The sequence below is a fragment of the Polaromonas sp. P1_F9 genome (genome assembly GCF_056405615.1).
In genome coordinates, this window is sequence record NZ_JBFUBT010000005.1 from 59328 (window position 1) to 78532 (window position 19205).

General features: G+C 63.9%; 23 protein-coding genes. 9 read left to right on the forward strand and 14 right to left on the reverse strand.

What is annotated here, in order from left to right; all coding sequences use genetic code 11:
- The first annotated feature begins 15 nt into the window (after positions 1–15).
- Positions 16–1245, forward strand: coding sequence for an ATP-binding protein (locus tag AC1DYR_RS16070; protein ID WP_477705983.1), 1230 nt, complete (start codon positions 16–18; stop codon positions 1243–1245).
- A gap of 309 nt (positions 1246–1554) precedes the next feature.
- Entirely contained in the window at positions 1555–2178 is a 624-nt protein-coding gene (locus tag AC1DYR_RS16075; protein WP_477705984.1) for a carboxymuconolactone decarboxylase family protein, read from the forward strand.
- Between the two features lie 5 nt (positions 2179–2183).
- On the opposite strand, the gene waaF is transcribed toward AC1DYR_RS16075, so the two are convergent.
- The 6 genes from waaF to radA all read right to left on the reverse strand — a co-directional run bounded on the left by waaF (position 2184) and on the right by radA (position 7395).
- Positions 2184–3203, reverse strand: coding sequence for a lipopolysaccharide heptosyltransferase II (gene waaF, locus AC1DYR_RS16080; protein WP_477705985.1), 1020 nt, complete (start codon positions 3201–3203; stop codon positions 2184–2186).
- Positions 3204–3302: 99 nt separating this feature from the next.
- Complete coding sequence (locus AC1DYR_RS16085) at positions 3303–3533, reverse strand: zinc-finger domain-containing protein (RefSeq protein WP_477705986.1); 231 nt, start codon at positions 3531–3533, stop codon at positions 3303–3305.
- A 22-nt stretch (positions 3534–3555) separates the two neighbouring features.
- Positions 3556–4494, reverse strand: coding sequence for a branched-chain amino acid transaminase (locus AC1DYR_RS16090; protein ID WP_477705987.1), 939 nt, complete (start codon positions 4492–4494; stop codon positions 3556–3558).
- Positions 4495–4601: 107 nt separating this feature from the next.
- Entirely contained in the window at positions 4602–5036 is a 435-nt protein-coding gene (locus AC1DYR_RS16095; protein WP_477695351.1) for a glycerate kinase, read from the reverse strand.
- A 170-nt stretch (positions 5037–5206) separates the two neighbouring features.
- A complete protein-coding gene (locus AC1DYR_RS16100; protein WP_477705988.1) occupies positions 5207–5995 on the reverse strand; it encodes a metallophosphoesterase family protein in 789 nt (262 codons plus the stop codon).
- A 20-nt stretch (positions 5996–6015) separates the two neighbouring features.
- Positions 6016–7395: a DNA repair protein RadA gene (radA, locus tag AC1DYR_RS16105; protein ID WP_477705989.1), complete on the reverse strand. Its 1380-nt coding sequence runs from the start codon at positions 7393–7395 to the stop codon at positions 6016–6018.
- Positions 7396–7475: 80 nt separating this feature from the next.
- Here radA and AC1DYR_RS16110 point away from each other — a divergent pair, with 80 nt between their 5' ends.
- The 4 genes from AC1DYR_RS16110 to AC1DYR_RS16125 all read left to right on the forward strand — a co-directional run bounded on the left by AC1DYR_RS16110 (position 7476) and on the right by AC1DYR_RS16125 (position 10967).
- Positions 7476–7883, forward strand: coding sequence for a 5-carboxymethyl-2-hydroxymuconate isomerase (locus tag AC1DYR_RS16110; RefSeq protein WP_477705990.1), 408 nt, complete (start codon positions 7476–7478; stop codon positions 7881–7883).
- Positions 7884–7971: 88 nt separating this feature from the next.
- The gene (locus AC1DYR_RS16115) at positions 7972–8958 is read left to right on the forward strand and encodes a Bug family tripartite tricarboxylate transporter substrate binding protein (protein ID WP_477705991.1); all 987 of its coding nucleotides are present in this window, start codon (positions 7972–7974) and stop codon (positions 8956–8958) included.
- Positions 8959–9055: 97 nt separating this feature from the next.
- The gene (locus tag AC1DYR_RS16120) at positions 9056–10030 is read left to right on the forward strand and encodes a 2-dehydropantoate 2-reductase (protein WP_477705992.1); all 975 of its coding nucleotides are present in this window, start codon (positions 9056–9058) and stop codon (positions 10028–10030) included.
- A gap of 43 nt (positions 10031–10073) precedes the next feature.
- Positions 10074–10967 carry an NAD(P)-dependent oxidoreductase gene (locus AC1DYR_RS16125; protein WP_477705993.1) on the forward strand — a complete coding sequence of 298 codons (894 nt, stop codon included), beginning with the start codon at positions 10074–10076 and terminating at the stop codon, positions 10965–10967.
- A 6-nt stretch (positions 10968–10973) separates the two neighbouring features.
- Here the strand turns inward: AC1DYR_RS16125 and AC1DYR_RS16130 are convergent, their stop codons facing one another.
- The 5 genes from AC1DYR_RS16130 to alr form a co-directional block, all read right to left on the reverse strand.
- A complete protein-coding gene (locus AC1DYR_RS16130; protein WP_477705994.1) occupies positions 10974–11387 on the reverse strand; it encodes a Cif family virulence factor in 414 nt (137 codons plus the stop codon).
- A 182-nt stretch (positions 11388–11569) separates the two neighbouring features.
- Positions 11570–12037, reverse strand: a complete 468-nt coding sequence (locus AC1DYR_RS16135; RefSeq protein ID WP_477705995.1) for an N-acetyltransferase family protein — start codon at positions 12035–12037, stop codon at positions 11570–11572.
- 13 nt (positions 12038–12050) lie between these two features.
- The gene (locus tag AC1DYR_RS16140; protein ID WP_477705996.1) at positions 12051–12512 is read right to left on the reverse strand and encodes an RDD family protein; all 462 of its coding nucleotides are present in this window, start codon (positions 12510–12512) and stop codon (positions 12051–12053) included.
- A 44-nt stretch (positions 12513–12556) separates the two neighbouring features.
- The gene (locus tag AC1DYR_RS16145; RefSeq protein WP_477705997.1) at positions 12557–13366 is read right to left on the reverse strand and encodes a hypothetical protein; all 810 of its coding nucleotides are present in this window, start codon (positions 13364–13366) and stop codon (positions 12557–12559) included.
- The gene (gene alr, locus AC1DYR_RS16150) at positions 13363–14457 is read right to left on the reverse strand and encodes an alanine racemase (protein WP_477705998.1); all 1095 of its coding nucleotides are present in this window, start codon (positions 14455–14457) and stop codon (positions 13363–13365) included. Before alr ends, AC1DYR_RS16145 begins: the two co-directional genes overlap by 4 nt.
- Before the next feature lie 189 nt (positions 14458–14646).
- Here alr and lplT point away from each other — a divergent pair, with 189 nt between their 5' ends.
- The 3 genes from lplT (at position 14647) to AC1DYR_RS16165 (ending at position 17451) form a co-directional block, all read left to right on the forward strand.
- A complete protein-coding gene (gene lplT / locus AC1DYR_RS16155; RefSeq protein WP_477705999.1) occupies positions 14647–15927 on the forward strand; it encodes a lysophospholipid transporter LplT in 1281 nt (426 codons plus the stop codon).
- The gene (locus AC1DYR_RS16160) at positions 15927–16847 is read left to right on the forward strand and encodes a DMT family transporter (RefSeq protein ID WP_477706000.1); all 921 of its coding nucleotides are present in this window, start codon (positions 15927–15929) and stop codon (positions 16845–16847) included. The genes lplT and AC1DYR_RS16160 overlap by 1 nt, the downstream gene beginning before the upstream one ends.
- Before the next feature lie 109 nt (positions 16848–16956).
- Entirely contained in the window at positions 16957–17451 is a 495-nt protein-coding gene (locus AC1DYR_RS16165) for a glutathione peroxidase (RefSeq protein ID WP_477706001.1), read from the forward strand.
- A gap of 74 nt (positions 17452–17525) precedes the next feature.
- Here the strand turns inward: AC1DYR_RS16165 and AC1DYR_RS16170 are convergent, their stop codons facing one another.
- Genes AC1DYR_RS16170 through AC1DYR_RS16180 form a run of 3 tightly spaced genes read right to left on the reverse strand, consistent with a single transcriptional unit; the run spans position 17526 to position 19118 of the window.
- Complete coding sequence (locus tag AC1DYR_RS16170) at positions 17526–18206, reverse strand: helix-turn-helix transcriptional regulator (protein WP_477706002.1); 681 nt, start codon at positions 18204–18206, stop codon at positions 17526–17528.
- A 45-nt stretch (positions 18207–18251) separates the two neighbouring features.
- On the reverse strand, positions 18252–18737 hold the full coding sequence (locus AC1DYR_RS16175; protein ID WP_477706003.1) for an EVE domain-containing protein: 486 nt from the start codon (positions 18735–18737) through the stop codon (positions 18252–18254).
- A 6-nt stretch (positions 18738–18743) separates the two neighbouring features.
- Positions 18744–19118 carry a VOC family protein gene (locus AC1DYR_RS16180; RefSeq protein ID WP_477706004.1) on the reverse strand — a complete coding sequence of 125 codons (375 nt, stop codon included), beginning with the start codon at positions 19116–19118 and terminating at the stop codon, positions 18744–18746.
- Positions 19119–19205: the final 87 nt, after the last annotated feature.

Here is a 19205-nt window from a genome sequence, read left to right on the forward strand (position 1 = left end):
TTATAGGAGTTCCATATGTGGGGACGTTTTACCTCGCACCTGTATGTGCGAATCTGGCTGGCTGTTGTCGCCACAGTCCTGGTTCTCACCTTTCTGGTGGGGGCGGCCTGGCGCCTGAGCGCCGACCCGCCGCAGCTGCCGATTCGCGAAGTCCTGGTGCACAACGACAAGGGCGAGGTCATAGGCACGGCGCAGACCAAGCCCGACCGCAAGCCCGGTGACGGCCTCGAATTTGACGTGCTGACCAAAGACGGCCAGACGCTGAACCTGGTGTTGCCGCGGCCCAAACGCCCACCCGGCAATAACCCGTGGAACCGCCCTCCGTTTGGTTTTGGCTGGATGCTGGTCGTGGTCGGCCTGGCCGTGGCGCTGGGCGCCTACCCCGTGATGCGAAGGCTGACGCTGCGGCTGGAAGCCCTGCAGCGGGGCGTGGAGCGCTGGGGCGCCGGTGATTTGTCGGCCCGCGTCAATGCCGACGGCAAGGACGAGGTGGCCTTCCTGGCCAGGCGCTTCAACCACGCGGCCGAGCGCATCGAAACCCTGATGGAGTCGCACAAATCGCTGCTGGCCAACGCGTCACATGAATTGCGCTCACCACTGGCGCGTATCCGCATGGGGCTGGAACTCATGGGCACCGACGCCGCATCGCCGCAGCGCAAGGAAATTTCCCGCAGCATCTCCGAACTCGACCAGCTGATCGACGAGATCCTGCTGGCCAGCCGCCTCGACGCCAAGCAGGCCGACGCGGAGCCTTTTGAAACCCTGGACCTCACCGGCCTGGCGGCGGAAGAATGCTCGCGCGTCAATGCGGAGTTGAGCGCCGAGCTGGGCCACGATTCCAGCGGCCCTGGCGCCGGCCTGGGCATTGACGCCGATAGCCACAGCCTGACGGTGCAGGGTTCTCCACGCCTCTTGCGCCGGCTGATCCGTAACCTGCTGGAAAATGCGCGGCGCTACAGCACCGGCGAGATCAGCCTGGAGCTGGCACAGGCCCGGGCCGGCGCAAAACAGCAGGCCGTGATCAAGGTGCACGACCGCGGCCCGGGCGTGCCCGCCGAGCAGCGGGAGCGCATTTTTGAGCCGTTTTACCGACTGCCCGGCGCCAGTGAACGCGAAGGCGGCGTGGGGCTCGGCCTGGCCCTGGTGAAGTCGATCAGCCAGCGCCATGGCGGTAGCGTTCGCTGCGAAGCCCGGCCCGGCGGCGGCGCAACTTTTGTTGTTGAATTGCCGGTTGTCCATCCATGAACGTGAAATAAATCACGAAAAATAGCCTCCAGCAACACTAACCGCGTGGTCTCCTCTATTTGGAGAATGGTCAGACAGGGTGTAATCACCGACATTTCTTTCCGTTGCTGTCACAACAATGGGTAGGGGAAAAGGGGAACTAAAAGGGACTAATAAATCAAACGTCGGTGAAACATTTCAATGATTCCCAACGACATCTTCCTCACGGAAGAAGTTTGCAACAGCCACCTCGCGGTGGCTTTTTTTTGCCTGAAAACATGGCAACGCGCCCTTTGATACGCTCAGGGATTCAGCACTCACAGGAACCCCATGAGCCTTGCCACCACACCCCCAACTCCCGCCGTCCCCCAGGGCTTCTTCCCGCTTGCCGAAGACCGGATGCCGCTGATGCCGCGGGAGGCCATGTCACCCGCGCAGCAGGCCGCTGCGGACGCACTGATCGCCGGCCCGCGCAAGGCCGTGTTTGGCCCGTTCATTCCCCTGCTGCGCAGCCCGCAGCTCATGGGCCGCATCGGCGACGTGGGGGCTTACCTGCGCTTTGAAAGCGCGCTGGACGCGCGCATCCGCGAACTCGTCACCTGCGTGGCGGCCCGCCATACCGCCAACCAGTTTGAATGGCTGATGCATGCGCCGCTGGCGGTGGCTGCGGGCGTGAGCCAGGCCACTGTGGACGCAATCGCCGACGGCAGGCAGCCGCGCGAACCGGCCGCCGACGAGGCCGTCGCGCTGGACCTCACGTTCGAAGTGCTGCGCCAGCATGGCTGCTGCGACGCCACCTACGCCGCGGCAGTGGAAACTTTCGGCGAACAGGGTGTGGTCGAGCTGGTCAGCCTCGCCGGCTATTTTGTGATGGTGTGCTGGGTGATGAACGTGGCGCGTACGCCGACCCAGGGCAAACCGGGTTTTTCACCGCTGGCGGCCTTCCCCGCCTGACAGGCCTAACTTTCCGCCCGGGGAGCCGGTGGCAGCGCCGCCAGTACCCGGTCGGCGCCCACATCGTTCAGGCAGCGCGTATGGCCCAATGGGCATTCGCGCTCGAAGCAGGGCGCGCAATCGAGCGGGGGCTGGTAGGCTGCATCGGCTTTGAGCCACAGCACAGTGGCCTTGTCGCTTAATGGCGGCGTATGCAGCGGACTGGATGAGCCGAAGATCGCCACTTGCGGCACGCCGAAGGCCGCAGCCACATGCATCAGCCCCGAGTCATTGCTGATCGTGCTCTGGCTTGCGGCGATCAGGCACAGGGCCTGTACCAGCGAGGTCTTGCCCGCGAAGTTCAGGCACGTGCCGGGCTGCGCTGCGTTCACAGGCGCGGCAATTTCTTCGCAGAGCGCAGCTTCCTTGCCGGAGCCCAGCAACACCACCGGCAAAGCCAGCCGCGCGGCGAGTTCTGAAAAGCGACGGGCGGGCCAGCGCTTGGCAGGACCGTATTCGGCACCGGGCGCAAACACGTAATAGCCGCCACGCTGCAGGCCCAGTTCAGCCAGCGCCTGCTCAATTTCAGCGGGCGCCATCTGCAGTTGCGGCCGATCTTTGTCGAGGTCCGTCCCGCCACTCAACGCTGAATAGAACGCCACCATGGGAGGCTTGTTCTTCGGGTTCTTGAGCCGGTGCGTGAGCAAGCCCACCCGCGCCTCGCCGAAATACCCAATGCGCTCCGGGATGCTGGCCAGAAAAGGCAGCAACGCGCTTTTCAACGAGTTGGGCAGCACATAGGCCTTGTCGAAACGGCCTTCGATGCGTTTGGCAATTGCACGCCGTTCGCGGAACTGCAAACCGCCGTGCGCGAAAGGGAACTCAATGACATCGGCCACCTGCGGCATCGCCCGGTAAACCGGCGCCACCCAGGGCAAGGCGCCTACCGTGAGGCGTTCGCCGCGCGCGTGCAGCCGGCGCAGCAGCGGCTCCGTCATGACGGCGTCACCAATCCACTGAGGTGCAATGACGAGCGATGCGGACATCAAAGGTGTCCAGGCCAAGGCCGCCGCGGAACCGGCTTTGCCGGGCCGCCAGCGGCGCCCCCTTGAGGGGGAGGCGGCCGCAGGCCGCTTCGGGGGGGACTAATGTCCACCAGCGCCGAAGTGTTCGCCGGCTTTCAGCGCATAAACCGTGCCGCAATACGGGCACTTGGCCTGGCCGGTGCGGGCCACGTCCAGGTAAACCTTGGGGTGGCTGTTCCAGATTTTCATGTCGGCCTGGGGGCTCGGGCAATACACGCCGCCCTGGGCGTTCAGGTCGGAAGCCAGCAGCTCGACAGAAGAAGAATGTGCGGTCATCGTGGGGGTGCTCATATTGGGACTTTCAGTCAGCGCTTCAGACCTTGGCCAGCCAGTGCGCGTACTTCGGATTGCGGCCGTTGACGATGTCAAAGAACGCGCTCTGGATTTTCTCAGTGATGGGGCCGCGTGAGCCGGCGCCGATTTCAATGCGGTCGAGTTCGCGGATCGGCGTGACTTCGGCGGCCGTGCCGGTGAAGAAGGCTTCGTCGGAGATATACACCTCGTCGCGCGTAATGCGTTTTTGCACGAGTTCCAGGCCCAGGTCCTTGCAGATGTGCAGGATGGTGTTGCGGGTGATGCCGTTGAGGGCGCCGGCCGACAGGTCGGGCGTGTAGACCACGCCGCCCTTGATCACAAAAATGTTTTCACCCGCGCCTTCGCTGACAAAGCCCGAGGCGTCGAGCAGCAACGCTTCGTCGTAGCCGTCATCCAGCGCTTCCATGTTGGCGAGGATGGAGTTGGTGTAATTGCTCACCGCCTTGGCCTGCGTCATGGTGATGTTGACGTGATGGCGCGTGTAGCTGGAGGTCTTCACGCGGATGCCGCGTTTCATGCCCTCCTCGCCCAGGTAGGCGCCCCAGGGCCAGGCTGCCACCATCAGGTGGATCTGGTTGCCCTTGGGGCTGACGCCGAGTTTTTGCGAGCCGATCCAGGTCAGCGGGCGAATGTAGCAGGACTCCAGCTTGTTCTCGCGCACGACGGCTTTCGTGGCTTCGTTGACTTGATCCTGGGTAAAAGGAATCTTCATGCGCAGAATCTTGGCGCTGTTGAAGAGGCGCTCGGTGTGCTCTTCCAGTCGGAAAATCGCCGTGCCGCCCTGGGCGTTGTAGGCCCGCACGCCTTCAAACGCGCCGCAGCCGTAATGCAGGGTGTGGCTCAGCACGTGGATCTTGGCGTCGCGCCAGTCGACCATCTGGCCGTCCATCCAGATTTTGCCGTCGCGGTCTGCCATGGAAGGAATAACTGGGGACATGGTGCTGATCCTGTGGTAAATGTCGTGGAATGGTTATGCTGTATCGGCGCCCGCCGGCAGCAATCCGGAATGCGGTGCAAGGCCGGGCAAAACCCGAAAGTCTGATTTTACGGCGCGGGCGGCGCTGCGCCCCCGGCCTCGGGCGAATCTGCGGGCGCCGGGCGGAAGAGTTCATGGTGCGACAGTTTGCCGCCCACAAAGGTGCAGGTGACATGCGACTCGGAACCGTCCGTCCAGCGGAAGATTTCGGGCTGTTCGTCCTTGGCCGACTGCAGCAGGCCCAGCGCCCGCGTCATCGCCACCACATGCAGCAATGTCATGCCGGGCCGCAGCTTGGCGTTGAGCATGACCGCACTGTCGACATAGCCGATGGGCCGGTTGGCTGCACGCTTCAAGACCTGCATCATGCGGGTGAAATGCAGCAGCACCCACATCACGAGGGCGCTGGCGGCGGCGGCTACACCGGCCCAGCCGTAAAAGCGGTACGCCAGCAAGACCCCGGCGATGCCGGCCACGGGAACAATGATTTTCTGGAAGTTCATGGCCGTATTTTCGCAGCCGCCGGGGACGCCAACGCTGCGGGGAGTGCGTAGCGGCATGAAAAAACCGCCGAAAACGGCCTGCAGGCAGCGTGGAGGGCTCTTTTTAAGCCAAAAGTGGCTGTTGCCCAATTAGGTATTGCGCCAGATGCTATGTTTTTAATAGCGCTTTGTTAACTGCCTCGTTGTGCCCAACCGGTCGCCAGCGCATACGCCCAGTCAGGGCGGCCTCGGCCAAATGCCGCCTTGGATGCCGCCATGTGGTCGTAGGGCACGGCGCGCAAGTCGACCCACCAGCCTTGCGTGGTTTTCTCCACGACCGCGTACCGCGCGTGCGGGGCGCCGTTTTCCACCACATGCGGGTGAGGATGGTCATCGTCATAAGCCTGCAGGCCGACGCTACCGGGATTGACGACAAGCAGGTTGCCGCACTGGACCATGCGCGGCACATGGGTGTGGCCGCAAAGAACCAGCGAATGCGCCTGGGGGCTCTCGTCGCCAAGCCGCAGGAAAACTTCTTCGGCCGTGGCAGGCCGGATACCCGTCGGATGCGCGTCAGGAAAACCGGGCTCCGTGGTTTCCATCCAGTAGATCAAATCGCTGCCGGGCGTTCCGTGGCACAGCAGCACGTCACCGCCCGCCAGCTCCAGGCTCGCGGGCAGCGACCTGATCCACGCCACCTGCGCCGACGTCAGCTGGCCCGCGGTATAGCCGTCGGTGCCGAGCGGGTCGAGATGCTGGCCCTGGTCCAGCAGATCCAGCACCTGCCGCTCATGGTTGCCGCGGATGGTGGTGAAGTTGCGGGCCATCAGCAGGTCCGCCGTTTCCGCGGGCTGCAGTGGGCCGCTCAGGATGTCGCCCAGGTTCACGGTCTGGTCAACGCCCTGCCCGGCAATGTCCGCCAGCACGGCCTCAAGCGCCAGCAGGTTACCGTGAATGTCGGAGATGACGGCGAGTTTCATGACCCTGATTGTGCAATGCCTCAGCTCAGGCTGCGCACCACTTCCATGGCCTCTTCCACACGCTCGACGGCGTGGATGGTGAGGCCTTCAATCGGTTTCTTGGGCGCGTTGGCCTTGGGCACCACGGCTACGCTGAAACCCAGCTTGGCGGCTTCCTTCAGGCGCTCCTGGCCGCGCGGGGCCGGGCGCACTTCTCCGGCCAACCCGACCTCGCCAAAGGCGATGAAACCCTTGGGCAACGGTTTACCGCGCAAACTGGAGGTAATCGCCAGCATCACGGCCAGGTCGGCCGCCGGCTCGCTGATGCGCACGCCGCCCACGGCGTTGACGAACACGTCCTGGTCCATGCAGGCGACGCCGGCGTGGCGGTGCAGTACCGCCAGCAGCATGGCCAGGCGGTCGCGGTCCAGGCCCACCGAGAGGCGCCGCGGGCTGGGCCCGCCGTTGTCGACCAGCGCCTGGATTTCGACCAGCATGGGGCGTGTGCCTTCCAGTGTGACCAGCACGCAGCTGCCGGGCACCGGCTCGCTGTGCTGGCTCAAAAAGATCGCACTCGGGTTGGCCACGCCCTTGAGGCCTTTCTCGGTCATGGCGAACACACCAATCTCGTTGACGGCGCCGAAACGGTTCTTGATGGCGCGCACCAGGCGAAAGCTGGAATGCGTGTCACCTTCAAAGTACAGCACCGTGTCGACCATATGCTCGAGCACGCGCGGGCCGGCGAGTGCGCCCTCCTTCGTGACGTGACCCACCAGCACAATGCACACGCCGCTGGACTTGGCGGCGCGCGTCAGGTGCGCCGCGCATTCACGCACCTGCGCGACCGAGCCTGGCGCCGACGTGAGCTGGTCGGAGTACACCGTCTGAATGGAGTCGATCACGGCAATGGCCGGCTGTGTGGCCTCCAGCGTGGCGAGAATTTTTTCAAGCTGGATTTCGGCCAGCACCTTGACCTGAGAGCCGTCCAGCCCGAGCCGGCGTGAACGCAGCGCGACCTGCGCCCCGCTTTCCTCGCCGGTCACATAAAGGGTGTTGAGCCCCGCGCGCTGCAACGAATCCAGCGCCTGCAGCAGCAGCGTCGATTTGCCGATGCCCGGGTCGCCGCCAATCAGCACCACGCCGCCTTCGACGATGCCGCCGCCCAGCACGCGGTCCAGCTCTTCGTGCCCGGTCGGCGTGCGCTCCATGTCGGTGGCTTCGATGTCGGCCAGGGCGGTCACGTCGGAGGCCTTGGCCAGCGACTGGAACTGGCTGCTGTAGCGGTTCTTGACCGGCGCACTGCTTTCCGCGGCCGACTCGATAAGCGTGTTCCAGGCGTTGCAGTGCGGGCATTTGCCCAGCCATTTAGGGCTGGTGCCGCCGCACTCGGTGCAGGTGTAAATCGTTTTGTCTTTGGCCATGCGCGATATTACTGTACAAATAACCAGCTTTTGCAATTTGGTCATGATGCGGGTTTCACTTGCCTTGCGCAACCACCGCCATGCCTCACCTGAACATTCAATACACCGCCAACCTGGATAACCTCACCGACATGAACGCCTTGTGCCACACGCTGGCCACCACACTGGTGGCCCTGCGCGGCGAGAACGACGTTACGCCGCTTTTCCCGGTGGCCGGAACGCGGGTCATGGCCTGGCCGGCGCAGCACTTTGCGGTGGCGGACGGCCAGCCCGACCGCGCCTTTATCTACCTGAACCTCCTGATCAACCCCGGCCGCAGCGAAGCCATGAAAAAGCGGGCCGGCGACGCCGTGCTGGCCAGCGCCAGCGCACACCTGGAAGCGGTGTTCGCGCAGCATGCCGTAGGCATGACACTGCAGATCGACGAGGGCACGCCCGTGTATGAAGGCAAGCGCAACAACCTCGCCGCGCATCTGGATGCCGCCTGATCCTGCACAAAACCGCATCTTGCACAACAATGGCTTTTTTGTGCCCGCCAGCGCGCCACAGCCCCCACTGATTTCACGAGGTCACACCATGAACATTTCGCGCCGTCAGCTCATCCAGTCATCCAGCGCTGCAGCACTGCTCACCGGCATCGGCCAGCGCGCCTGGGCCCAGGCCATTGACAGCACCAAGGTCATCGTCGGCTTCGCGCCCGGCGGCACCGCAGACATCGTGTCGCGCCGCGTCGCCGACAAGCTGCACCCCGGATATGCCAAGAGCGCCGTGGTGGAAAACAAGACCGGCGCGGGCGGCCAAATCGCCGTGCAGTTCGTCAAATCCGCCGCGCCCGACGGCGCTACCGTTTTGCTGACGCCCATGTCCATGCTGGGCATCTACCCGCACACCTACAAGAAACTGCCTTACGACCCGGTCGCCGACCTGACCCCGGTATCTGCCGGCGCGATCTTCGACTACGGCTTCGCCGTCGGCCCCTTGGTGCCGGCCAGCGTCAAAAACGTGCCGGACTTTCTTGTCTGGTGCAAGGCCAACCCGGGCCAGGCCAACTTCGGCTCGCCGGCCGCCGGCTCATCGCCGCACTTCATCGGCGCGCTGCTGGGCCGTGCCGGCAACGTGGATTTGCGCCACGTGGCTTTTCGCGGCACCCAGCCGGCCGTACTGGACATGGTGGGCGGGCAGATTGCCGCCGTGTCGGGCCCTACCGGCGAGTTCACCCAGCATGTCGCATCGGGCAAGTGCCGCCTGCTGTCGACCAGCGGGCCCAAGCGCAGCCGCTTTACCCCCAACACACCGACGCTGCTGGAGCAAGGCTTCAAGGACATGGCGTTCACCGAGTGGTTCGGCTTCTTCCTGCCCGCAAAAGCGCCACAGGATGTCGTGCAACGCCTGAATGCCGGCATCCGCTCCGCGCTGGCCTCACAGGACGTGATTGACGGCCTGGCGGTGTCGTACCTGGAAGCAGCGCCGACCTCGCCCGCACAGCTGGCCGCCATGCTCAAGGCCGACACCGAGCTGTGGGGCCCGCTGGTCAAAGCCGTGGGTTTTACGCCTGAGGGTTAATCCATTCGATTCACGACGCTATCAAATCAGGAGCTTCTCGCGGAGACTCTTCCTGGGCTGCAGCCATTTTTCTTCTTATAAATCAGGGTTTTGACGGATGAAAGTGTGTATTTACGGCGCTGGCGCCATTGGCGGCTGGATCGGCCACGGGCTGGCGCACGCGGGCTGTGACGTCAGCGTGGTGGCACGCGGGGCCACGCTCGATGCGCTGCAATTGCACGGGCTGCGGCTGAACCAGGGCGGCAAGATCACGTCACAAGCCGTGGCCTCCAGCGCCTCGCCGGCCGCCCTCGGCGTGCAGGACCTGGTGGTGCTGGCTGTCAAGGCGCCTTCGCTGTCCGAAGTGGTGCGCCGGATCGCGCCACTGATTGGCCCGGAAACGGTGGTACTGACCGCCATGAATGGCGTGCCCTGGTGGTTCTTGCAAGGCTTTGGCGGGACGCTTGAAGGCACCCAGTTAACCTCAGTGGACCCTGGCGGCGAGCTGGCGCAGGCCATTCCGGCAAAGCACATCGTCGGCTGCGTGGTGCATGCCAGTTGTTCGGTGGATGAGCCCGGCCAGGTGCACCACCACTTCGGCAACAAGCTCATCGTCGGCGAGCCCTCCGGCGAGACAACCGACCGGGTGCAACAACTTGCGGCCTTGCTTGAAAAAGCCGGCTTTGAAGCGCCGGTGTCCGGGCAGATCCAGAAAGACATCTGGTTCAAGCTCTGGGGCAACATGACCGCCAACCCGATCAGCGCGCTGACCGGCGCGACCATGGACCGCGTCCTGGACGATGAACTGGTAACGGGTTTTACCCACAGCGTGATGCTCGAAGCCAAGGAAATCGGCGCGCGCATCGGCATACCGATCAACCAGACCCCTGAAGAGCGCCACGTCATCACGCGCAAGCTGGGCGCCTTCAAGACATCCATGCTGCAGGACGTTGAAGCCGGCAAACCGGTCGAGCTGGACGCGCTGGTGACGGCTGTGCGCGAGCTGGGGCAATTGACGGCGGTGCCCACACCCTATACCGACGCGCTGCTGGGATTGGCCCGGTTGCAGGCGCGCGTCAAAGGCCTTTATTGATCCTTCACGGATTTCCTCTCACCACCATCTTTCAGGAGACAACATGAAACACATCGGCGTTATCGGCGCATCGGGCCTCATGGGACACGGCATTGCGCGCAACCTGCAGGCCAAGGGCTTTGACGTGAGTCTCACCGTACACCGCAACACGGAGCGCGTGGCTGACCTGCTGGCCGCCGGTGCGAAGCAGGCCGCAAGCCCCGCAGAGCTGGGCGCCTGCGACGCGGTGATCATTTGCGTGACGGGATCGCCGCAGGTCGAGGAGACCCTGCTCGGGGCCAACGGCGTACTGTCAAAGGCGCGCGCCGGGTTGATCGTGATCGACACCTCGACCAGCGAGCCCGAATCCACACGTCGCCTGGCCGCCTTGTGCGCCGAGCGCGGCGCCACCCTGGTAGACGCGCCGCTGGCGCGCACGCCAGTGGAGGCCGAGCTCGGCAAGCTCAACACCATGGTGGGCGCAGAGCAGGCCGTGTTCGACAAGATCCGCCCGGTGCTGGCCGCCTATTGCGAAAACATCTTCCACGTCGGCGGCCCCAGCGCCGGCCACGTCGTCAAGCTGCTCAACAACTTCATAGCCCAGGCCATCTGCACCGCCACGGCCGAAGCCTTCGCCGTGGGTGCGCTGGCCGGCATTGAGCCGCAAAAGCTGGTCGACGTGGTGTCCGCCGGCGCGGTCAATTCGGGCCTGTTCCAGGCCATGGCCAAGACCCTGGGCGGCGACTTTGCCGGGCTCAAATTCGAACTCGACAATGCGCGCAAGGACTTGCGCTACTACACCCACCTGGCCGAGATGGTCAAAGTGCCGTCCCTGGTCGGCGAAGCCGTGCACCAGAGCCTGGTGACGGCCAGCGCGCTGGGTTACGGCAAGGAGTTTGTTCCGGCGCTGGTGAAGGCGCAGGAAAAACTGACCGGCGCAAAAGTCGCGCCGCAATAAATCCGCTCAGCCCTTTTTGAATCCCATCATGACGACGACGTTGATCCTTGGCCGGCCGTCGTCGCCGATGCGCATGACATAGGTCGAGGCCTCCGACTCCGGCCGCGCCTGGCCCTTGGCGTCGAGGTAAGGCCAGCGTACATGGACGCAGGCCAGCTTGTCCGTCAGCCAGGTGACGGACTGGACTTCCGGCCGCGTGTCGGTGATACCCATGTCGTTGTATTGTTTGGCGGCGCCGCCGTAGAACTCTTCCACCTCTCGCAGCGTGGCGACGGCCTTGCTTCCCTGGTCCGCGACGATCAGCGCGGGGACTTCCCAGCAAGTCGCGGCGGTCTTGCCGTCGCCGCGGGTAAAAGCTTTGGCGAATGTTTCGAGCATGGACTGCACGTCCTGCTCTTTTTTGGTCTCAAACTGGCTCATGGACACTCCTTGACGCCGGCATCCCGAACGGCTGCAAGGCTTCACCGGCATGGCATCACAGCGGGCGGCGGGCGGGTTTCGAGCAGCCCCCGCTTAAAAATTAGCGGATCGCGGCAAAGGCTGGCGTCCGCCAAAACCTACACAGCGTGTGGGCCGGCGTGATGGCTCGAAAGGGGTGGGGGTTAAAGCGCCTTGGCGTAAACCACAAAACCGGATTTCTCCGCCACCTGGTCATACAAGCGCATGGCCGTGGCATTGGTTTCGTGGGTTTGCCAGTACACCCGGTCGCAGCCCGCCGCCCTGGCTCGTTCATAGACAGCCTCGATCAAGGCTTTGCCGACACCGCGGCCGCGCACAGATTCGGCCGTGAACAAGTCCTGCAGGTAGCAGACCGGAACGATGCGGGTGCTGCTGCGATGGAACAGGTAATGGGTAAGCCCCACGAGTTCGCCGTCGGCTTCGGCTACCAGCGCGTGAATCGGCTCATAGGAATCAAAGAAGCGCGACCAGGTCATGGCAGTGATCTCGCCCGCTAAAGCCGTGGGGCCGGAGCGGCCGTAGAAACTGTTATAGCCGTTCCAAAGCGGAAACCAGGCGGCGAAGTCCGATTTGCGGACGGGGCGGATGCTGGGGGAAGAAGTATTTGTCATGGGTGGCTGAATCTCAATCCGTAAATTCCACGGGCCGGGTGGTGCCGGATTTTTTGCGCACCACCACCGTGCCGGCCATCTTGTCGTGCCAGCCCTGCTTGCGCGAATCAAAAGCCACCCAGAAGAGGCCCAGGCCGAAAGGGATGGAGGAAACAAAATAGCCGAGGTAGCGGATCATCAGCTGGCCGGTGCTGGGGTGGTTTCCGGTTCTGGCGTCCACGATGCAGGCGGCAATCGCCATCTTGCCGGGCGTGGCCTGCCGCGTCACCCAGAACAGCAGCACCACGATAGCGGGCAGCACCCAGGAAATCAAAAAATCCAGGGGACCGTGGACAAAACTCGTACCTTCCCAATAAGCGTTGCCGTAAATCGTCGTGAGCAGCGGGTACAGAACGATGCCGAGAAGAAGGGTGTCAATGATGGACGCCCAGACGCGAATCCAGAAGCCTGCGTATTCCAGTTCTTGCGATGCCATGGAAAGCTCCTCGTACGTAAAAGAAGAAAGAACGTGCCGCCCCTTCAGCGCGCGTCCCGCCGGCTGATCAGCTTGATCGCCTGCGGCAGCGAGTGGGCCGCGGGGATGAAGTGATCTATCGTAGCGCCCAGCAATACGCCACACGCCAGGGCGCCCAGCATGGGCTTCCAGGTCAGGCGCACGGCGGCCGAAACCCAGCCTTCCCGCACCACGCGCACCGCAGCGCGCGCTGACACATAAGAGAAAGCCAGCTCGACGGCTACGGTCAGCAGTACTTCCCAGCCGAAGAACAGCAGCAGCAAGGATCCCGCGCCGAACAAAATGGCCGCGCCGACCAGGAAAATCGCGACGACCGGGATGACCACCACGGCGCCTTCGTCCGCGCTGCCCAGGGCATCCAACGCTCCGCCGGCCGCATCGCCCAACCCACTGACCGCGTCGGGCACACCGCCGAAATCTCCACTTGCGCCGCCGCCGCCGAAGTTGCCGCCACCGCCAGATTGCATGGGCAGCCTGGCACCGCCGCCCGAAGGCAGGTTGCCAGGCACATCAAGCAGGTCGCCCCAGTTGCCGTCGGCCTTGCCCGATTCAGCGCGCCGGTTCACCAGCAAAGCGGCCCAGCCGCGCAAAACCATCAGGTAGGCCAGGTAGCCGGCGCCCAGGGTGATCAGGTAGCGCAGCGCCAGCGAGTCCACGCCCATCACCATCTGCAGGTGGGACACCGCCCACATCATGCCCAAGGTCAGCGAACCGATGCAAAGGCCGTGCAGCCCGAGGCTGTGGCGCTGGCGCAGCTCGCGCTCCAGCCGGCCCTCGAGCACGCGGACCGAGCGCCAGTTGGAGAGATTCTTCATTCGACCTGCACGGGCACACGCTGCGCGAGCGCGCACATCAGTTCATAGCCCACAGTGCCGCCGGCGTACGCCACTTCGTCGATCGGCAGCACCGCACCGCTGGAGGCGCACCCCCACAGCGTTACCTCGGTGCCGATGCCCGCGCCGGGCACGGGAGTCAGGTCCACCGTGATCATGTCCATGCTGACGCGCCCCACCATGCGCGTGCGCACACCGTTCACCAGCACCGGCGTGCCTGTGCTGCAATGCCGCGGGTAGCCGTCGGCATAGCCGCAGGCGACGATGCCTATGCGCAGCGGACCGTCGGCCGTGAAGCGGGAGCCGTAACCCACGGTCTCGTCGGCTTTGAGCTCCTGGGTACCGATGACTTTCGATGACAGCGTCATGGTGGGCTTCAAATCCCAGTCGGCCGCGCTGTGCTCGGGGAAGTCGGGCGAGCTGCCATAAACCAGAATGCCCGGACGCACCCAGTCAGAACGCCCGGCCAGCACATCGCCGTGCCGCAAGGTGGCGGCGCTGTTGCTGAGGGTGCGCTCACCCGGCAGGTCGTGCGTCACGGCGTCGAAGGCCTTCAGCGCTGTGGCGATGCCTTTAGGGCCGTCTGCATCGGAAAAATGCGTCATCAGCGTGATCTCTTCGACCTGGGGCAACGCATTCAGGCGCGTCCACGCTGCACGGTAGCGCTCGGGCGCAAAGCCCAGCCGGTTCATGCCCGAATTCATCTTGAGGAAGACACGGTGCGGCAGCTGCGTCTTGTGGGCAGCCAGCATGTCGATCTGCTCGTTGCAGTGAATGGCATGCCACAAGCCCAGGCGGGAGCACAGCTCGAGATCCCGCGCCTCGAAGCAGCCTTCCAGCAACAGGATGGGGCCGCGCCAGTCCAGCGCGCGCAGGCGCTGCGCTTCAGCCAGGTCCAGCAGCGCAAATCCGTCGGCACTGCGCAGCGCATCAAAAACACGTTCGATGCCGTGGCCATAGGCATTGGCCTTGACGATGGCCCAGACCCGCGCATCGGGCGCGGCAGAGCGCGCGCGGGCAAGGTTGTGGGCAAGCGCTGCGGTGTGAATGGTGGCAAGAATGGGACGTGGCATGGCGCAGTAAATTGTTTTCCGGGAGCGTGGCAGGCTGACGGGCCCGTCGGGACGAAAAGCCTCTGGATGAGGTCTTTTGCATTCTGACACCGCCCCCCATGCTATAAACCGGAATCGTCTGGAGACATTCACCCATATCTTGCCGCATCAGATCCGCTGATGCATTGATGCAGTGACCACAACAGTTTAATGAAGCGCGGTTTCTACACCATCATGGCGGCCCAGTTTTTCAGCTCGCTGGCTGATAACGCGCTGTTTGTGGCCGCCGTGGAGCTGCTGAAAACCAGCGGTGCGCCCAAATGGCAGCCGGCGGCGCTGGTGCCCATGTTTGCGCTCTTTTACGTGGTGTTGGCGCCTTTTGTGGGGGCTTTTGCCGATGCGCGCCCCAAGGGCAACGTCATGTTCGTCAGCAATGCCATCAAGGTGATCGGCTGCCTGATGATGCTGTTTGGCTCCCACCCGCTGCTGGCCTATGCCATCGTCGGGCTCGGGGCGGCGGCGTATTCCCCCGCAAAATACGGCATCCTCACCGAACTCCTGCCGGCTTCGCAGCTGGTCAAGGCCAACGGCTGGATTGAAGGCTTGACGATTTCTTCCATCATCCTCGGCGTTTTGCTGGGCGGCCAGCTCGTGGGCCATTCAGTGTCGTCGCTATTGCTTTCGTTTGACTTTCCCGTCATCACCACCGGCATCGACACCGCCCCTGAAGCCGCGATTTCCGTGCTGATCCTGCTCTACATCATCGCGGCCTGGTTCAACACCCGTATCCCCGACACCGGCGTGGAGATGCGGCCCATGCCGCGCAACAAGCTGGAACTGCTGCCCGATTTCTGGAACTGCAACTCGGCGCTGTGGCGCGACAAGCTGGGTCAGATTTCCCTGGCGACCACCACCCTGTTTTGGGGCGTGTCGGGTAATTTGCGCTACATCGTGCTGGCCTGGAGCGCGGCCGCCCTGGGTTACAGCACGACACAAGCCTCTTCCCTGGTCGGTGTGGTCGCCATCGGCACCGCCGTCGGTGCCGTGCTGGCCTCCATGCGCATGCGGCTGGACCAGGCCACCAGCGTGATGCCGCTGGGTATTGCCATGGGCCTTCTGGTCATCTTGATGAACTTCATCGGCAATGTCTGGGTGGCCGCGCCTTTCCTGATCCTGCTGGGTGGCCTGGGCGGCTTCCTGGTCGTGCCCATGAACGCGCTGCTGCAGCACCGCGGCCACAACCTGATGGGCGCGGGCCGTTCGATTGCTGTGCAGAACTTCAACGAACAGGCCTGCATTTTGAGCCTGGGGGCTTTCTACAGCCTCTCCACCGGCATGGGCCTGTCGGCCTTTGGTGCCATCACAGCCTTTGGCGTCGTAGTGGCAGGCTTCATGTGGGTGATCCAGCGCTGGCACAAGCGCAACACCGTCAAATACAAAGAGCAGGTGGACCACCTGCTGAGCATCGCCCGCAGCGATAAATCGCACTGATGCTGGCCGATGCTCCCGGTGCTCCCGTACGCGGCGGCACGTCAAAAGCCGTTCTCGCGCTCACGCTGAATGCGTTCGTCTGGGGCGTTTCGTGGTGGCCGCTGCGCCAGCTGCAAGGCCATGGCCTGCACCCGTTGTGGACCACGGCGCTGGTCTATGCGGTCGTGGTGACCGGCCTCCTGACGCTGCGCCCCACCGCCTGGCGCGGCTTTGTGGCGCACCCCCAGCTGTGGTTCCTGGCGGCGGCTTCGGGACTCACCAACGTCGGATTCAACTGGGCTGTGACAGTGGGTGACGTAGTGCGCGTGGTGCTGCTGTTTTACCTGATGCCGGCCTGGTCGGTGCTGGTGGCCTGGGTCATGCTGGGTGAAAAGCCTTCGGGCGCTTCGCTGCTGCGGCTGCTGCTAGCCATGGCTGGCGTGCTGATCGTGCTGAAGGCGCCCGAGTCGCCGTGGCCGGTGCCACAGGGCGCCGCAGACTGGCTGGCCATCATGGGGGGTTTCAGCTTTGCCGTGACCAATTCGGTACTGCGCAAATACAACCACACACCCAGCGAGTCGCGCATGCTGGCCATGTTCGGCGGCAGCGGCCTGATGGCGGCGGCTGCGGCGCTGATGGGCATGTCGCAAGCCGTGGTGCCCGCACCTGCACTAGCGGCAGCCGGCATACCGGTGGTGTTGGGGCTGGCTCTGGCCTTCATGGCCAGTAACGCCGGCCTGCAGTACGGCGCCGCGAGGCTGGCTGCAGGCACAACCGCCATCGTGATGTTGACTGAAATCCTCTTTGCCAGCCTGTCGTCCGCTGCAATGGGCGCCGCCGAGCTGACTCCTCGCGTGCTGCTGGGCGGCGGCCTGATCGTGCTGGCGGCTGTGCTGGCGGCGACAGCGCCTTCGTCCCCGGAAAGCGCAAAATCCCATTAAACAGGCCTCCACGCTTTTCGCCGCGTGTAATGCGCTGCCCCGTGGGGGCTAATTTCCCTGGGGGCTGACCGACGGGAAATTTTCAGCGACATTTAACAAGGAGACAACCATGGGCGCAGAAAAAACGGTTTACGACTTCCAGGCCAAAGACATCACGGGCAAAGACGTCGCACTCGACGCCTTCAGGGGCAAAGTGATGCTGATCGTCAATACCGCCAGCAAATGCGGCTTCACGCCGCAGTTCGCGGGGCTGGAAGAGCTGTACAAACAATACGCTGGCAAAGGCCTGGCGGTCCTGGGTTTTCCCAGCAACCAGTTTCTCTCGCAAGACCCCGGTAGCGACGACCAGATCGCCGAGTTCTGCCAGGTCAACTATGGCGTGAGCTTCCCGATGATGTCCAAGATCGACGTCAACGGCCCCGCCGCCCACCCGCTCTACCAGTGGCTGTCGGCCGAGGCGCCCGGCCTGCTGGGCATCAAGTCCATCAAATGGAACTTCACCAAGTTCCTGGTCGGCAAGGACGGGAAAGTCATACGGCGTTATGCGCCCAGCGACAAGCCGGCAGACCTGGCCAAGGACATCGAGGCTGCCCTTGCGGCTTGATTTTTCGAGAAAAAAGAGGCTGTAGCCCAATATGGACAAGCGCAGTCAGCTATTAATTTGATAGCGAATTGCGCTTACCGGGTTTTGACGGCACGCAGGAAATCCGCGAGTGTGCGGCCCGGCACATGGTCCAGCCGGTCATCCAGCATGGTGATCGCCGTCATACGGTCCAGGCGAAAGCTGCGAAAGTCCTGCCGGCTTTCGCACCAGGCCCCCAGCGTCCAGACACTGCCCCAGTAAAAACAGCCCAGCGGCCACAACACGCGCTGGCTTTCCCGCTCTTGCGCATCACGGTAACGCAGCGCGACCTTGCGACGCGCATGCACCGCTTCACGCAAAAGCTGGAGGCTGCGCTGCGTCGCCTCATCAGGATTGATCACCACGGCAAACAGCGGCACGTTCTCCGCGGCCGAGCGCGCAGCCAGCGGGAGCACCGAAAAGATCTTGCTCCAGGCCGACTCCGCATCACCTGCCATGGCTGGGTCCAGCCATGCCTGGGCCAGCCGCACCGAAGCGACCAGCGCATTGGCTTCCTTTTGCGTAAACATCAGCGGCGGCAGGTCAAAACCCGAGCCGAGCCGGTAACCCACGCCCGCCTCGCCTTCAATCGGCACGCCCTGCAGCTGCAAGTCGGCCACGTCGCGGTAGATGGTGCGTTCGGACACCTCCAGCCGCTTCGCCAGGAATTCTGCCGTGCTGAGCCGGCGGCCGCGAATCAGCTGGACAAGGTGGAAGAGACGGTCGGCGCGGCGCATGGTGAGTGGATGATAGAGCGCATAGCGCCCTCGCCACGCCTGCCATCACTCAAATAATGGCGTGGAACCGTGCACTTGAGATGCGCCCTCCAGGGCGCCCCAGTCTGCTCCCATGGCCCCTGCGATCAACCGCATGTCATGGTCGCTGACCTCGAACAGACCCAAGCGAAACTTGTAGCCCCAGTGCCGGCGGCTTTCCACAAACTCGAACTCGTCCAGCCAAGGCAGTATGGTCACCTCCCGCGCGGCCGCATAGGTCACGTCGCGGCGGAAGGGTACAAAGCCGCCGCCCATGTCGAAGGCATACGGCTCGCCGGCCTGCACCACGCCTATGGAAACAAAGCGCTGGAATTTGTCTTTGCCGCCCATGGTCAGCGCAGGCGAGTAATAGGCCACGCGATCCCCAGCCAGCACCCGTTTGAGCGGAGCGCACTTGCCATGGCAAACCTGCATGTAGCCGTTGTGCGGATCCGCGCAGCCACGCCGCGCATGTTCTGCGCCGGCGACGGCGATCCAGTTCTTGCGGCCCATTGCGGCTCAGGCCAGGGCGTGCAGGCCGACGCGGTTGCCGTCCAGGTCGGTGATATGCGCAAAAAAACCCAGGCCGGGCGGCAGCGCCTGGCGCGGCAAGGCGACCTTGCCGCCGGCCTTGACGGCGCGCGCCAGTGCGGCATCCAGGGAAGGCGAAGCATCGAGGTAAATCAACGTGCCGCCGGACGCCGGAGCAGGCGCTGTGGGGCCGGCCAGGATCGCGCCACCCACGCCCTCCTCCGCTTCATGGGGAAACACCGCGCCTTCGGACGGGCCCATGGGCTCGCGGCGCATCTTGCACTCGAGCACGGCTTCGTAAAAGGCCTGGGCTTTGTCGAGTTGGGCGCTGGGGATTTCAAACCAGGTGATGGCGTTTTTCATGAGAGGCTCCTTGTGTTGAAGAAGCCTCGATGGTGTCGGGGGGCTACTGACAACGTGGTGTCAGGAGGATGTTGGCCCCCACGCTTT